Source organism: Howardella ureilytica (assembly GCF_054657495.1).
This window is the reverse complement of record NZ_BAAHYP010000001.1, coordinates 27,681-41,325: the sequence shown is the minus strand read 5'-3', so window position 1 is coordinate 41,325 and position 13,645 is coordinate 27,681. Positions and strand designations below refer to the sequence as shown.

The window sequence follows — 13,645 nt, the reverse complement described above, 5'->3', positions numbered from 1 at the left end:
TGTAATACAGATATATTAGAGGAGCTGTTAATATGGATAAAAATACAGTTTCAACGGATACATTAGAAGATGTAATAATCAGCAGACTTAAAGAAGCAGAATATAAAATTACTCCACAGAGAAGGATTATAGTGCGTGAAATGATTGAACAGGCGGGATACCATTTTCATGCGAAATCCATATATCAGTGTGTTAAGAAAAAGAATCCGCTAATTGGTACGGCTACTGTATTCAGAACGGTTAAAATCATTGAAGAATTAGGATTGTTTGATGACTTATTTAATAGCCTTACTAAGAAGAATTCAAATAATACGCTCATATGTACTGTGTGTGGGCGTACTGAATATATTGATGACAATCTGCCTTATGAAATCAGTGATCAGGTATTTAAAGATTATTCATTTAAAGCCCAAGAAGTAAATCTTACTGTATTTGGAAAATGCAGGAATTGCAGAGATAATTAAAATATACTCATATAAAAAAGTCCGAATTTACCAGACACATGGTCTGAGTAGCTTCGGGCTTTTTGTATTATATTGATTGGTCAAATATTTTTCTTGAAATCTTATGCTGGTGATAAATAATATTTTATAGTTTTAAAATCATTAATTACAGAAATAATCAAGTAACCATGTGTTTTTCTTTTGCTTTATAGTTGCATATGAAAGTAAATTCGGAATAGTGAAGTCTGTAATTTTAATTTCTTTCAGAAGTTCGTTTTCAAGTTCATTTTTTATAATTCCCTTAGGTAAAAAGGCATAATAAGTCCCATTTAAAAGAAAGTAAACAATTTCGCTTATTACGGACATATTCATTTTAAAACGATAGTTTTTCGGAAATAAATCATCAATAAACTTAAAGCCCGGAGTCGATACAAATTTAGAATAAATAATGGGGAGTTTGATTAAATTTTCAATGTCAATCTCTTCGATATGGACGAGATTTCTTGAATTTGAAACAAATATAATTTCTTCTTCTTTAAATGTTCTGTATGTTAATGATGTATCTAAAGGTTTAACATATGAAAATACAATATCGTAAATGTTATTGTTTAGTCCGCTGTATAACAATCTTGAGTGCTCCAGTCTGACATTTACGGACAATGATTTTTCTTTGTCATTCATTAACTGGAGAGTAGGTTTTCTCAAATGAGATTCATATATACACTTTGTCGAACCGATATTAACAGTATTTGTGTAAATATTTGTGGCATGGAAGTCGGAGTGAACTTTCTTCTCTAATTCTTCATATTTCAGAGCATAGTCTAAAAATATTACCCCTTCCTTAGTAAGTGATATTGAATTACCGTTCTTATTAAATAAAGTTTTGCCCATTTCACTTTCTAATTCTTTAATTCGTTTAGTTACCGTGGACTGTGTAACAAACAGAGAATATGCGGCTTTTACGTAACTTTTCTCCTCCGATAATGTTATGAATGTTCTTATAATTTCCGAATTCATTATTTACTCCTTTAATTTCATAGAAACAGTATATAGTAGGCATGAAAATGAAGCATCCCCCATATATGGATATTTGTACAAAAAATAAATATTAAATGAATAAAAATTATCACTTAGATTACTATGTACGTAATATAAATGATATTTTTTATTCATTTGTGTCCGAATATGGAAAAAAATGAAAAAAATTATGATAATTCCAAACTTTTAATAATTTCTTGTAAAAAAATATCTATTTTATAATTTCAGAAAATCACGGAAGGGAAGAAATGAATGAATTATGAAGGGATAAATAAATGAAAATAAGCACATACATCTTAAAAAGAGTTATCCAGATAATTCCGATGTTAATTGCGGTAACTGTATTCGCATTTGCGCTTACCAATTTATCAGGAGGAGATCCTGCTGAAATAGCGGTAAGAAACACCGGCGCTCAGGTAACTCCGGAAAATGTAGAAGCAATGAGAATAGAACTGGGTTTGGATAAACCTCTGATTGTTCAATATCTCCTTTGGTTAAAGGGGGCGTTTATGCTGGACTTTGGTAACTCATATGTGAGTGGAAAGCCGGCACTTGAGGAGATAATGACAAGATTTCCAAATACATTATTTCTTGTATTAGTTGCAAGTATCATTGCCATAGGAGTGGCTATTCCACTTGCACTTATTGCTGTAAGAAGACCAAATGGCATCGTGGATTACATTATCAGAGTAATAACAATTATTGGAGTTTCTATGCCGGAATTCTGGATTGGACTCTTATTACTCTATCTTTTTAGCGTAAATCTTGGTGTTGCCCCTGTAATTGCGGGAAGTAATTATGCATATGTATGGTTGCCGGCCATAACCATGAGTATAGGCTACTCATGCATTTACATACGAATGCTTCGTGCAAATCTTATTGAAGTATCAAATTCACTTTATATTAAGGCCGCAAGAGCAAAGGGTATGACAAAGGGAACTGCACTTATAAGATATGGATTAAGAAATTCAATCTTACCTTGTCTTACATTGGTAGCAACAAACTTTGGTGGAATGATATCAGGAAGCTTTGCAGTTGAATCAATATTTACATGGAACGGTGTTGCGGGTTACGCAATAAACAGCGTTAAATCAAAGGACTTTGCGGTAATTCAATGCTATTTAATGATTATTGCACTGGCATATATCATCATTAATCTGACGGTAGACATCATATATATGTTTGTTGATCCGAAGATAAGATTACAGAGAGATACAGGAAGAAAAGCCTGGAAGGCCATGACATTCGCATCAGGTAAAAAGAAGAAAAATGTAACAGCTAAAAATCCATTTCCAAATGGAACGGGAGATGTAGGCATACCTGGAACTGCCGAAAATGCAGCAGGCGAAAATATGGGAGGTAAACATGAAAAAGAATAATAACAGCCCATTGAAAATGGCCTTTCACAGATTTTTAAAAGATAAAGCTGGCGTAGTCGCAGGAATAGTATTTTTATCTATTGTATTTATAGGAATATTTGCCAATTTTCTTACACCTTATGATCCGAATGCAGCTGACGTAACCATAAGACTTCAGTCGCCATCCATGGAACATATCCTGGGAACAGACAACATGGGTAGAGATACATTCTCAAGACTGATTATGGGTGCACAGACAACAGTTATCAGTGCCATAGTCGTAATATGCGGAATAATTCTTGTAGGTGTTCCTTTAGGACTTATTGCGGGATATTACGGTGGATTTATTGACAACTTAATAATGAGACTGGCTGACATCGTGTCTACATTTCCATCTTCACTCCTTGCGCTTGCAGTAGTTGCAATACTTGGACCTGGTTTGATGAATGTAATGATAGTATTGGTTGCTTTATGGTGGGCTCCATTTGCAAGAATACTTCGAAGTGAAGTGCTTAAGATTAAGGGTAAAACCTACATATTGGCAGCGGAGGCAAGCGGATCATCAAGATGTAAGATAATAACAAAGCATGTTTTGAAGAATTCTCTTTCTCCAATGATTGTATATCTCACTCTCAGATTTGCGGCTGTAATTATGCATATTGCGGGGTTCTCATTTATCGGACTGGGAACACAACCACCGCAGGCTGACTGGGGAGTAATGTTAAGTGATGCAAGAAAATATATCGCCACAGCTCCAATGCTTTTAGTCTGGCCCGGTATTGCAATTATGATTACAATCTTCAGTCTTAACTTATTTGGAGAGGGACTGGACAATGCCTTAAAGTCAACATCCGGTTCAGGAAAGGTAAGTAAGAGAAAGCTGGATTTTTTTATTAAGTCAATGAAGAACATGGTTGTTCCTACAGATCAGTCAGATGAAGATGAGGACGACGATTATGTATTAGAAGTAAAAAATCTTTCTACACATTACTTTGTGGATGCTGATAACCCTGTGAAGTCCGTTAATAATGTTTCTATGAACATAAGACGTGGAAAGATAACGGCAATAATAGGTGAAAGCGGAAGCGGAAAATCAACCATTGCCATGTCTGTTCTTAACCTGATTGATAATCCAGGAAAGGTTGTAAATGGTGAAATATTATTAGACGGAGTTGATTTACTTAAGCTGTCAGAAAAAGAGCAGAAAAATATTTATGGTAAAGAAATATCAGCAGTGTTCCAGGAACCTGTAAGTGCTCTTAATCCGGTAGTAAAAGTTAAAAAGCAAATGATGGAGTGCATTACTCTGCACAATAAAATTCCCCATGAGGAAGCTTATGAAAGATGTATTGATGCTTTAAAGAAAGTAAGAATGCGTAATCCTAAGGAAGTAATGGAAAAGTATCCATTTGAATTATCCGGAGGAATGTGTCAGAGAATAATGATTGCAATGGCCATTGTTTCAGATTCCAAGATTTTAATAGCTGATGAACCTACAAGTGGATTAGATCTTACAGTTCAGGCAGTTATCCTGGAAGAACTTAAAAAAATAAGAGATTCAGGAGTATCCATACTTCTTATTACTCATGATTTAGGAATCGTAGCCCAGATGGCGGACTACGTATATGTAATGAGCAATGGTGAGGTAGAGGAATCAGGAAATGTATATGACATATTTAATGCTCCTGAGGGAGATTATACAAAGGAACTGATTAATGCCACACATGAGAAACTGGAGGCGGTGTAATGGAGAATACTCTTATAAAAATAAGTAATATATCTAAACATTTTCCGCTTTCAAAAAGAGAATATTTAACAGCGGTAAATGAAATATCTCTGGATATAAAACAGGGGGACATTATCGGAGTTGTAGGTGAGTCCGGATGTGGCAAAACTACATTGGGAAAGCTCGTTCTTAATTTAGAAACAGCAGATGAGGGAGATGTGTTCTATAAGGATACATTAATAAGCGACCTGAATTTTAAAAAAATGAAGCCCTACAGAAAGTACATGCAGATGATTTTCCAGAACGCGGGAGATGCATTTGATCCATATATGAGTGTAAGACAGATATTACGCGAATCAATTGATAACTTTAACATGGGAAAAGATATTGATGTGGAAAAAACACTTGTGTCCATTATGGAGGATGTAGGCTTAAGCGAAGAACATTTAAACAGGTATCCTGAAGAATTGTCAGGTGGACAGAGGCAGAGAGTGGGAATAGCAAGAGCTCTTGTTACTAATCCAGAATTCATAGTGTGTGATGAAGCGGTATCTAATCTGGATTATTCCATAAGAAATAAAGTTCTTGATCTGCTTATTAAGCTTAGAGAAGAGAGAAATCTGACATACATGTTTATTTCTCATGATATTACGGCGGTTAATTACATTTGCCAGAAGGTAATTGTAATGTATGCGGGAACAATTATGGAGATTATACCTAATCTGAAAAATGAAGATGATATTAAACATCCATATACCAAAGCACTTATTGCAGCGAAACTCAGGGCTGATCCATACGATAGAAGAGCTAACAGGATTCTGTTTTTGACAGAGGAAAAACCTCAGGGAACGGGATGTCCATTCTATTCAAGATGTCTTGAAGGAACCGAAAAATGCAGGGATTGTGCACCGGAACTTAAAAGTATAGGCGAAAATCACTATACAGCCTGTCATTATCATTAAGTTGTCAGGCTTTAAGGAGGTGGTGTGGCTTAAACATCGATTTTAAAAGTATAAAAATTTAAAGACAGATATATAAACAATAATATTATCAGATGGAGCGATGGTTATGAAAAAATTCAACTTAAAGAGAAAGTTATTAGCACTTGGAACATCAACATTAATCCTTGGAGGAGCATTAGCAGGATGTGGATCAGGTGGAAATGCGGCAAATAATACAGCAACTGAATCAGGTGAAAAAGAAATTACAGTAGCCATTTACAGAGATGGTGAAATGAATCTTTTAGATGCAGCTTCATATAAAGGACCTCATGTAATCTACAAAATGCTTTATGAAGGGTTTACTGAAGACGGCGGAAAGGATGGAATAACACCTCTTCTTGCAACATCATGGGATGTTTCTGAAGACCAGAAGACATACACATTCCACTTAAGAAAAGGTGTTAAATTTACAGATGGAACTGACTTTAATGCACAGGCAGTAGAATTTAATCTTAAGCGTTGGGTTAACAATGACAGACATTCCTCTCTGACATCATATAAAGTTGATGATATAAAAGTAGTAGATGATTATACAATCCAGGTAACATTTAACTCGAATGCATATCCAATTCTTACAGAAATGTCATATCCAAGACCTGTAAGATTCTTAAGTCCTGATTCTATCAAGGATAACGGTGAAGTTATGGGTGAATTCTCATCACCTGTAGGAACAGGACAGTGGATGCTTGAAAGTTACACTAAGGATGAAGAATTCGTACTTAAGGCTAATCCTGACTATTGGGGTGAGAAACCAAAGCTTGAGAGAATCAGATTCAAAGTTATAAAGGACGGACAGGCAAGAACAATGGCCCTTAAGAATGGTGAAGTTGATATCATCGGTGGTGACCTGCTTGGTAAGATTCCAATGGAAGACTTAAAAGATTTGGAAGCATCAGGATTTAACATTAAGAAAATGGACACAATGTGTGCATACTATATAGCATTTAATCAGTCTGCTGATTTTGCACAGGATGTGAAGGTAAGACAGGCATTAAATTACGCAATAGATAAACAGACAATGGTTGATAATTTATTCTATGGAGAAGGAAAGGCTGCAAAGGGACTTTACAATTCGGAGCTGGTTCCATATGTAACAGAAGAGAACAGCCCTGGTTATGAATATAATCTTGAAAAAGCTAAGAGCTTACTTGCGGAAGCCGGTTACACGGATTCTAACGGCAATGGAACACTTGATAAGGATGGCAAGGAATTAGAACTTAGCATTATGTATACAACACAGGAGTTCCCTGAGTTCCAGACAATGGCAGAATACACTCAGTCACAGCTTCAGCAGGTAGGAATTGGATTATCATTAAATCCTGTAGATACAAATGCATTTAACGAGCATGAAATGGCAGCAACAGGATATGATCTTATTATTAACAGAACATCATCTGACTCATGGCTTCCGCATGGAGATATGAAGCAGTTATTCTCTCCACTTAAAACAGCCAATGGAAAAGCTAAATTATGGTTAGACAACACATTAGTTGAGAATATCAATTCCACACTTGTAGCTAAAACAGATAATGAAAGACAGGCTGGATATGACAAGATTTTCAAGCAGATTAATGATCAGGCATATGTTATTCCTATGTATTATCCTGTAACAGCATTCGCAACTTCAAGCAGAGTGTCTGTATTAGATCTTGGTGTTAACAACTATGCACCAATCAACTGGACAACATTAGATGTTAAGAATTGATTATTTTGAAAATTGTAATTAAAAGGGAGAATAATATATGGGCAACATTGATCTAGATGAACTTGTTAAGAAAAATTGGACATATGAAGCTAAGGAGTATTCCAACATAGTTAATAAGGAACTTAACAGTGAAATGCCAGAAGTATGGAGTGCTGTTATTGACGGTGTATTAAGTCATAAAACAGGCTTGGATGTACTTGATATTGGAACCGGACCAGGTTTTTTTCCGATTATAATGTCAAAACTTGGGCATAGGGTAACCGGAGTGGATTCATCTGTCACTATGTTAGACGAAGCAAAAGAAAATCTAAAAAGAAATAATGTTGAGGCAACTTTGATGTGTGAAAGCGCTGATGATCTGCCATTCGAAGCAGAATCATTTGACTGCGTAATAAACAGAAATGTTGCATGGACTCTATCAAATCCGGAAAAAAGTTATCTCGAATGGCTCAGAGTTCTAAAAAAAGGCGGTAAATTAATAATTTTTGACGCAAACTGGAATTATCAGTATTTTGATGAAAAAGTTATGGAAGAGTATAAAAAAAATGCTGCAGAATATAGATTAAAATTTAGTAACAATGAACTTGATAATCATACAAAAGAGGGTGTAGACTTCAGAACCCAAATGCCTCTGTGTAAGGTGAAGAGACCTGAATGGGATATGAACTTCTTTATGAAATGTGATATAAGCAAAATTATGTGCGACTTCAATATATATAAGTATGTATGGGATGATGCAAGAAAACTTGTATATGGAGCAACCCCAATGTTTATGGTTGTTATTGAAAAGTAATATTTCAATCATTGTAAAAATAATATTACATTCCAAAGACAAAAATATTTTCCAAAAGTATAAACAAAACTAAGTAATAAAAATTGACAAAAGTATAAATTAATAGAACAAACGAATTTAACTCTACGAAACACAAACAACTAAAAATAAACCAAACTACACAAAGTATAAACAAAATATACTCCACAAAACATAAACTAATTGAACAAAATTCATAAAGTATAAACAAACCAAATAAACTAATTAAGCAGACATTAAAACGGAGGGCCGGCTCATTTGAGCCGACCTTTTTTGTATAAAAATAATCGAAAAAAGTTATTGACATAGATATGATATTTTGTTATTCTTATCAAGTCGCACGGAGCGACTGACATATATGGGATCATAGCTCAGCTGGGAGAGCATCTGCCTTACAAGCAGAGGGTCATAGGTTCGAGCCCTATTGGTCCCATATCCCGGCGAGATAGCTCAGTTGGCTAGAGCACACGGTTCATACCCGTGGTGTCAAGAGTTCAAATCTCTTTCTCGCTACTACTTTTAAGGCACCGGATTTCCGGTGCTTTTTTGCTTTATAACCATATCGTAGAAAGGAAGATTCGGCACGCAGGGTGCATGTGAGGTAATTGAATATGAGAGTAGGAATAGGATATGACGTTCATAAACTTGTGGAAGGCAGGGAACTTATAATCGGAGGCGTACACATTCCCTATGAGAAGGGATTGTTGGGACACTCTGACGCGGATGTGCTTCTTCATGCGATTTCCGATGCGCTTCTCGGGGCTGCGGCACTCGGCGACATAGGATTGCATTTTCCTGACAGCGATGAGAGGTTTAAGGGAGCAGACAGTTTACAATTACTCAGTGAAACCGGCAAGCTTATTAAAGCCGAGGGATATGAAGTCGTTAATATAGACGCAACAATAATTGCCCAGGCGCCTAAAATGAGACCTCACATTGACAATATGAGAAAAAACATAGCAAATGCGCTTGATATAGACATAAAATGTGTAAATGTTAAGGCCTCCACCGAGGAAGGTCTGGGATTTACGGGAGCCGGGCTCGGCATAGCGTCTAATGCCGTTTGTCTTATCGAATAACAATAAAATATAATTGTTTATATACAATGATGAAGATATTTTATAAAATAAAAAATAATATTTTGGTTTGACCGGTTGTATGAATATAACATAAAAGGGGTATCTTTATGAAAAAGGTAACATTTGAAGAATATAAAGAACAGCAGTTTGAACTTATCAAAAGAAAAGATCCTGCAATTCACACAAAATGTGAAGTGGAATTATATCCAAGTTTCTGGGCGGTTTGGGGATATATTCGAGCACATGAATTATTTTTAAACGATAAATTCTATGAAGCCAGAAAGTTATCGCAAAAGGTTGCACACGAGACCGGAATTGAAATTCACCCGGGAGCAACCATAGGAGAAAACTTTTTTGTCGATCACGGACATGGAGTTGTAATCGGAGAAACGGCGATTGTCGGCAATGATGTTACTCTTTATCAGGGAGTTACCCTGGGAGGAACCGGAAAAGAAAAGGGCAAGAGGCATCCTACTCTCGGCAATAATGTACTGGTCGGTGCGGGTGCTAAAGTGCTCGGATCCATTACTATCGGAAACAACGTCAAGATAGGAGCCGGAAGCGTGGTGGTTAAGGATGTTCCGTCCGATACTACGGTAGTCGGCATTCCTGCCAGAATAGTAAAGGGAGGCAATGCCAAGGTTGAAGTGGAAGATCTTGATCAGGTGGATATTCCGGATCCGGTTCTTCCGGACCTTGAGGCTCTCAGACGCGAGAACGAAGAACTTAAAAGAAGAATTGCAAATTTAGAAAAGAAGTTTTCTGAGCTTTAATTTTTGAATGCAATTACACAATATTACATCATATACAAAAGGGAGAAGCAGATTTTACCGTTGCGGTCCGTTTATTTGACTGTAGGGGACCGGAGAGATTCCGTATTATTTACTTCTCTCTTTTGTTATATATTTACGGGGGAAATGCAGGGCAAATCTTATATGTTAAACAACACATATTATTAGCATTTTTGACGGAAATTTATTATAATAAACTGGATTATATAAGTCTCTTTGAGACTTTTTTTGCTGTATATTCAAAAAATAATATTTAAATAATATATGATATTGTGTTTTAGATTTTACGGTACAGTGCATTTTATTTTAGTATGTTAGGAGCAATCTCTATGAAAATATATAATACCCTCACAGGTCAAAAAGAAGAATTCGTACCGGTAGAACCGGGAAAGGTGAAAATGTATGTATGCGGACCTACGGTATATAACCTTATTCATATAGGAAACGCAAGACCGATGATAATATTTGATACGGTAAAGCGTTATCTTGAATATAAGGGATATGACGTAACATATGTATCAAACTTCACGGATATCGATGACAAAATAATTAAAAAGGCTATTGAGGAGGGAGTTCCTTCAGAAGAAATTTCCACAAGATACATTGAAGAATGCCTTAAAGATATGGACGGAATGAATATAAGTAAAAATGTCATCCATCCCCTTGCAACGGAAGTAATCCCTGACATGATTGATATGATAAGCGAGCTTATTGATAAGGGATATGCATATAACTCCAACGGTACGGTATATTACAGGGTAAGAAAGTTTAAGGATTACGGTAAGTTATCCAACAAGAACATAGAAGATTTGGAAGCGGGACACAGAGACATAAAGGTTTCGGGTGAGGATAATAAAGAAGATCCGCTTGACTTTGTTTTATGGAAACCGAAAAAGGAGGGAGAACCGTTTTGGGCTTCGCCTTGGAGCGACGGAAGACCGGGATGGCACATCGAATGTTCCGTAATGGCCAAGAAATATTTGGGAGACGAGATTGATATCCATGCAGGCGGAGAAGACCTTATATTCCCTCATCACGAAAATGAAATTGCCCAGTCGGAAGCGGCAAATGACAAAACATTTTCAAAATATTGGATGCACAACGGATTTCTAAACATCAATAAAGAAAAAATGTCCAAGTCCCTGGGGAACTTCTTAACGGTAAGAGACATTGCCTCTAAATTTGACCTGTCGGTACTCAGATTCTTTATGCTTGGCGCTCAATACAGAAATCCGATTAATTTCAGCGATGAATTAATGGAATCCGCAAAAAACGGTCTTGAAAGAATTAAAACATGTGTAAGTACACTTGACAGATTGGCGGAGAATGCATCCGGAGCCATAAAGGAAAGTGAGCAAAATATAGTATCGGAAGTTAATAAGTGTAAAAAGTCATTTGAAGACGCCATGGATGATGACTTTAATACCGCATTTGCCGTTGCTGCCGTATTTGACCTTGTTAAAATTGCCAACACATATGCAAATGAAGATTCAAGTGCGGATATTTTAAAGTTCCTTGCCGACACCATTGTAACTTTATGCGGTGTACTCGGACTTGACGTTGAACCTAAAGAGGAACTTCTTGACAGTGATATTGAAAAACTGATAGAAGAAAGAACAGCTGCAAGAAAAAATAAAGATTTCGCAAGAGCCGACGAAATACGTGACGAGCTTGAAGCAAAGGGAATAATATTAGAGGACAGCAGGGACGGCGTACATTGGAAGAGAAAATAAATAATATATTACAGGGCGGCGGTTCGGAATACGGAGCGGAGTTAAGAGAGATCTCTTTGTCAGATCCATACGGAATCGCGGAATTAATAAACGATAAAAACGGCAACAACGATCCTAAATTCGTAAGTCCCATTTTGCTTGCATATATCGGAGACAGTGTATATGACTTGATAATTCGAACCGCTCTTGTACTTAAAGGAAACAGGCAGGTTGCAAAGCTTAACAAAGATGCGGTATTACTTGTAAGTGCCAAGGCACAGAGCAAAATTGCCGATATAATTCTTCCGATGTTAAATGAAGAAGAGACGGGAGTTTACAGGAGAGGCGTTAATTCAAAGCCCAACACAAAGTCAAAAAATGCTTCATTCAGAGAATATATGAAGGCTACCGGTTTTGAGGCGTTGGTGGGATATTTATATTTATCCGGGAAAACAGGCAGAATAACGGAGTTAGTAAAAACAGGTATAGACGGTATTAAAGAACCGAATACCGATGGGAAAGAATAATGAACAATTTTAAGAAGAACAATTACAGAGATAAATCAAAGTCCGGTTTTTCAGCTGCGGACGCTGAAGAAACGCAGAACAACGGGCAGATAGAGGGGCGCAATCCCGTAATCGAAGCATTCAGGGCGGGAGTGACGATAGATAAGGTATTTCTCCTTGAAGGCTGCAGGGACGGAGCGATTAATACAATACTGAGAGAGGCGAAGAAAAATAATACAATATATTATTTTGTAAGCAAGGAAAGACTTAATGAACTTTCGCTTACGGGACATCATCAGGGTGTAATAGCAAAGTGTGCGGAGAATTCATACGGCAGTTTGGAAGACATATTTGCCAAGGCGCAGGAGAAGGGAGAGCCTCCGTTTGTATTTATATTAGATGAAATAGAAGATCCTCACAACCTGGGCGCCATTATCAGAACCGCCAATGTTTCCGGGGCTCACGGCGTAATTATAGAGAAAAGACACGCTGCGGGCATAACTCCGGTTGTTGTAAAGACAAGTGCGGGAGCCACTAATTTTACACCGGTCGTAAAGGTTACGAATATTAACAGAACAATAGAGGAGTTAAAAGAAAAGGGACTTTGGATTGCATGTGCCGACATGGACGGAGAAAATATGTATAAAGCCAATCTTTCCGGCGCCATAGGTATTGTAATCGGAAATGAGGGAAGCGGTGTTTCCAAGCTTGTAAGAAAGAATTGCGACTTTACGGTTTCCATTCCGGTAAGAGGAGAGATAGAATCGTTAAATGCTTCTGTTGCGGCGGGTGTCCTTGCATACGAAGTTGTAAGAGCGAGAACAATGTAATCGGGTTAAGATTATGAGTGATACGGATACAAATGATTTGCATTTTCATTACAGTGATTATACTGATGAAGAACTCCTTAACATGTATAAAAAAGGTGAGACATTCTGCTTTGATATTATCATGTTAAGATACAAAAACATGGTTTTGGAAATAGCAAAGGACTTCTTTCTTGTAAGCGGAGATAATGATGACCTCATACAGGAAGGTATGATAGGTTTATATAAGGCTGTAAGAGACTATAGAGAAGACGGTTTGGCAAAATTTTCCACATTCGCATATACATGTATAAAAAGGCAGATTTTAACGGCTGTCACAAAAGACAACAGTAAAAAAAACATGCCTCTCAATACGTCTTTGCCGACGGAAACCGACAATAATTATAATGATTCATCCGGAGATACGCTGTTGAGCGATAACGGTATATCAAATCCCGAATTTCTGATTGTAAAAAAAGAAGATAATCTTGAAAAAAGAAACAAACTGATGAAAGTTCTGAGTCCCTTTGAGAAATCTGTTTGCAAAATGATGTTTATGGAGTATGACTACAGGCAAATTGCTTTAAAACTCCGTAAAGACGAAAAAGTAATTGACAACGCGATGCAGAGAATAAAGCTTAAAGCCAGAAAATTATTTAAGGATTGATG

The 13,645-nt window shown here is 36.7% G+C and carries 13 protein-coding genes and 2 tRNA genes; 14 read left to right on the top strand and 1 reads right to left on the bottom strand.

Annotated elements, in window-relative coordinates:
- Window positions 1-32 precede the first annotated feature (32 nt).
- Window positions 33-464, top strand: a complete 432-nt coding sequence (locus tag ACYQ1N_RS00210) for a Fur family transcriptional regulator (RefSeq protein WP_459831295.1) — start codon at window positions 33-35, stop codon at window positions 462-464.
- 141 nt (window positions 465-605) lie between these two features.
- Here the strand turns inward: ACYQ1N_RS00210 and ACYQ1N_RS00205 are convergent, their stop codons facing one another.
- On the bottom strand, window positions 606-1,460 hold the full coding sequence (locus ACYQ1N_RS00205) for a LysR family transcriptional regulator (protein WP_459831293.1): 855 nt from the start codon (window positions 1,458-1,460) through the stop codon (window positions 606-608).
- Window positions 1,461-1,756: 296 nt separating this feature from the next.
- Here ACYQ1N_RS00205 and ACYQ1N_RS00200 point away from each other — a divergent pair, with 296 nt between their 5' ends.
- The 13 genes from ACYQ1N_RS00200 to ACYQ1N_RS00140 all read left to right on the top strand — a co-directional run bounded on the left by ACYQ1N_RS00200 (window position 1,757) and on the right by ACYQ1N_RS00140 (window position 13,643).
- On the top strand, window positions 1,757-2,860 hold the full coding sequence (locus ACYQ1N_RS00200; protein ID WP_459831290.1) for an ABC transporter permease: 1,104 nt from the start codon (window positions 1,757-1,759) through the stop codon (window positions 2,858-2,860).
- Window positions 2,847-4,586, top strand: coding sequence for a dipeptide/oligopeptide/nickel ABC transporter permease/ATP-binding protein (locus ACYQ1N_RS00195; protein WP_459831288.1), 1,740 nt, complete (start codon window positions 2,847-2,849; stop codon window positions 4,584-4,586). The genes ACYQ1N_RS00200 and ACYQ1N_RS00195 overlap by 14 nt, the downstream gene beginning before the upstream one ends.
- Complete coding sequence (locus ACYQ1N_RS00190) at window positions 4,586-5,527, top strand: oligopeptide/dipeptide ABC transporter ATP-binding protein (RefSeq protein WP_459831286.1); 942 nt, start codon at window positions 4,586-4,588, stop codon at window positions 5,525-5,527. Before ACYQ1N_RS00195 ends, ACYQ1N_RS00190 begins: the two co-directional genes overlap by 1 nt.
- A 271-nt stretch (window positions 5,528-5,798) precedes the next feature.
- Entirely contained in the window at window positions 5,799-7,271 is a 1,473-nt protein-coding gene (locus ACYQ1N_RS00185) for an ABC transporter substrate-binding protein (RefSeq protein WP_459831284.1), read from the top strand.
- A gap of 37 nt (window positions 7,272-7,308) precedes the next feature.
- On the top strand, window positions 7,309-8,064 hold the full coding sequence (locus ACYQ1N_RS00180; RefSeq protein WP_177955903.1) for a class I SAM-dependent methyltransferase: 756 nt from the start codon (window positions 7,309-7,311) through the stop codon (window positions 8,062-8,064).
- Between the two features lie 378 nt (window positions 8,065-8,442).
- Window positions 8,443-8,515, top strand: a tRNA-Val gene (locus ACYQ1N_RS00175).
- Window positions 8,516-8,521: 6 nt separating this feature from the next.
- A tRNA-Met gene (locus ACYQ1N_RS00170) sits at window positions 8,522-8,595 on the top strand.
- 98 nt (window positions 8,596-8,693) lie between these two features.
- On the top strand, window positions 8,694-9,161 hold the full coding sequence (gene ispF / locus ACYQ1N_RS00165; RefSeq protein ID WP_459831282.1) for a 2-C-methyl-D-erythritol 2,4-cyclodiphosphate synthase: 468 nt from the start codon (window positions 8,694-8,696) through the stop codon (window positions 9,159-9,161).
- Window positions 9,162-9,268: 107 nt separating this feature from the next.
- Window positions 9,269-9,934 (top strand): serine O-acetyltransferase, encoded by a 666-nt coding sequence (gene cysE / locus ACYQ1N_RS00160; protein ID WP_459831280.1) that lies wholly within the window; start codon window positions 9,269-9,271, stop codon window positions 9,932-9,934.
- A gap of 347 nt (window positions 9,935-10,281) precedes the next feature.
- Window positions 10,282-11,685 (top strand): cysteine--tRNA ligase, encoded by a 1,404-nt coding sequence (cysS, locus tag ACYQ1N_RS00155; RefSeq protein WP_459831277.1) that lies wholly within the window; start codon window positions 10,282-10,284, stop codon window positions 11,683-11,685.
- Complete coding sequence (locus tag ACYQ1N_RS00150; RefSeq protein ID WP_459831275.1) at window positions 11,670-12,191, top strand: Mini-ribonuclease 3; 522 nt, start codon at window positions 11,670-11,672, stop codon at window positions 12,189-12,191. The genes cysS and ACYQ1N_RS00150 overlap by 16 nt, the downstream gene beginning before the upstream one ends.
- Window positions 12,191-13,000, top strand: a complete 810-nt coding sequence (gene rlmB / locus ACYQ1N_RS00145; protein ID WP_459831273.1) for a 23S rRNA (guanosine(2251)-2'-O)-methyltransferase RlmB — start codon at window positions 12,191-12,193, stop codon at window positions 12,998-13,000. The genes ACYQ1N_RS00150 and rlmB overlap by 1 nt, the downstream gene beginning before the upstream one ends.
- A gap of 13 nt (window positions 13,001-13,013) precedes the next feature.
- Window positions 13,014-13,643 (top strand): sigma-70 family RNA polymerase sigma factor, encoded by a 630-nt coding sequence (locus ACYQ1N_RS00140; RefSeq protein ID WP_459831271.1) that lies wholly within the window; start codon window positions 13,014-13,016, stop codon window positions 13,641-13,643.
- Window positions 13,644-13,645 lie beyond the last annotated feature (2 nt).

What these genes read in the sequence shown, in the direction of transcription:
- ACYQ1N_RS00210 (WP_459831295.1), top strand. Translation starts at nt 33, where the DNA reads ATGGATAAAAATACAGTTTCAACGGATACATTAGAAGATGTAATAATC.
- ACYQ1N_RS00205 (WP_459831293.1), bottom strand. Translation starts at nt 1,460, where the DNA reads ATGAATTCGGAAATTATAAGAACATTCATAACATTATCGGAGGAGAAA.
- ACYQ1N_RS00200 (WP_459831290.1), top strand. Translation starts at nt 1,757, where the DNA reads ATGAAAATAAGCACATACATCTTAAAAAGAGTTATCCAGATAATTCCG.
- ACYQ1N_RS00195 (WP_459831288.1), top strand. Translation starts at nt 2,847, where the DNA reads ATGAAAAAGAATAATAACAGCCCATTGAAAATGGCCTTTCACAGATTT.
- ACYQ1N_RS00190 (WP_459831286.1), top strand. Translation starts at nt 4,586, where the DNA reads ATGGAGAATACTCTTATAAAAATAAGTAATATATCTAAACATTTTCCG.
- ACYQ1N_RS00185 (WP_459831284.1), top strand. Translation starts at nt 5,799, where the DNA reads ATGAATCTTTTAGATGCAGCTTCATATAAAGGACCTCATGTAATCTAC.
- ACYQ1N_RS00180 (WP_177955903.1), top strand. Translation starts at nt 7,309, where the DNA reads ATGGGCAACATTGATCTAGATGAACTTGTTAAGAAAAATTGGACATAT.
- ispF (WP_459831282.1), top strand. Translation starts at nt 8,694, where the DNA reads ATGAGAGTAGGAATAGGATATGACGTTCATAAACTTGTGGAAGGCAGG.
- cysE (WP_459831280.1), top strand. Translation starts at nt 9,269, where the DNA reads ATGAAAAAGGTAACATTTGAAGAATATAAAGAACAGCAGTTTGAACTT.
- cysS (WP_459831277.1), top strand. Translation starts at nt 10,282, where the DNA reads ATGAAAATATATAATACCCTCACAGGTCAAAAAGAAGAATTCGTACCG.
- rlmB (WP_459831273.1), top strand. Translation starts at nt 12,191, where the DNA reads ATGAACAATTTTAAGAAGAACAATTACAGAGATAAATCAAAGTCCGGT.
- ACYQ1N_RS00140 (WP_459831271.1), top strand. Translation starts at nt 13,014, where the DNA reads ATGAGTGATACGGATACAAATGATTTGCATTTTCATTACAGTGATTAT.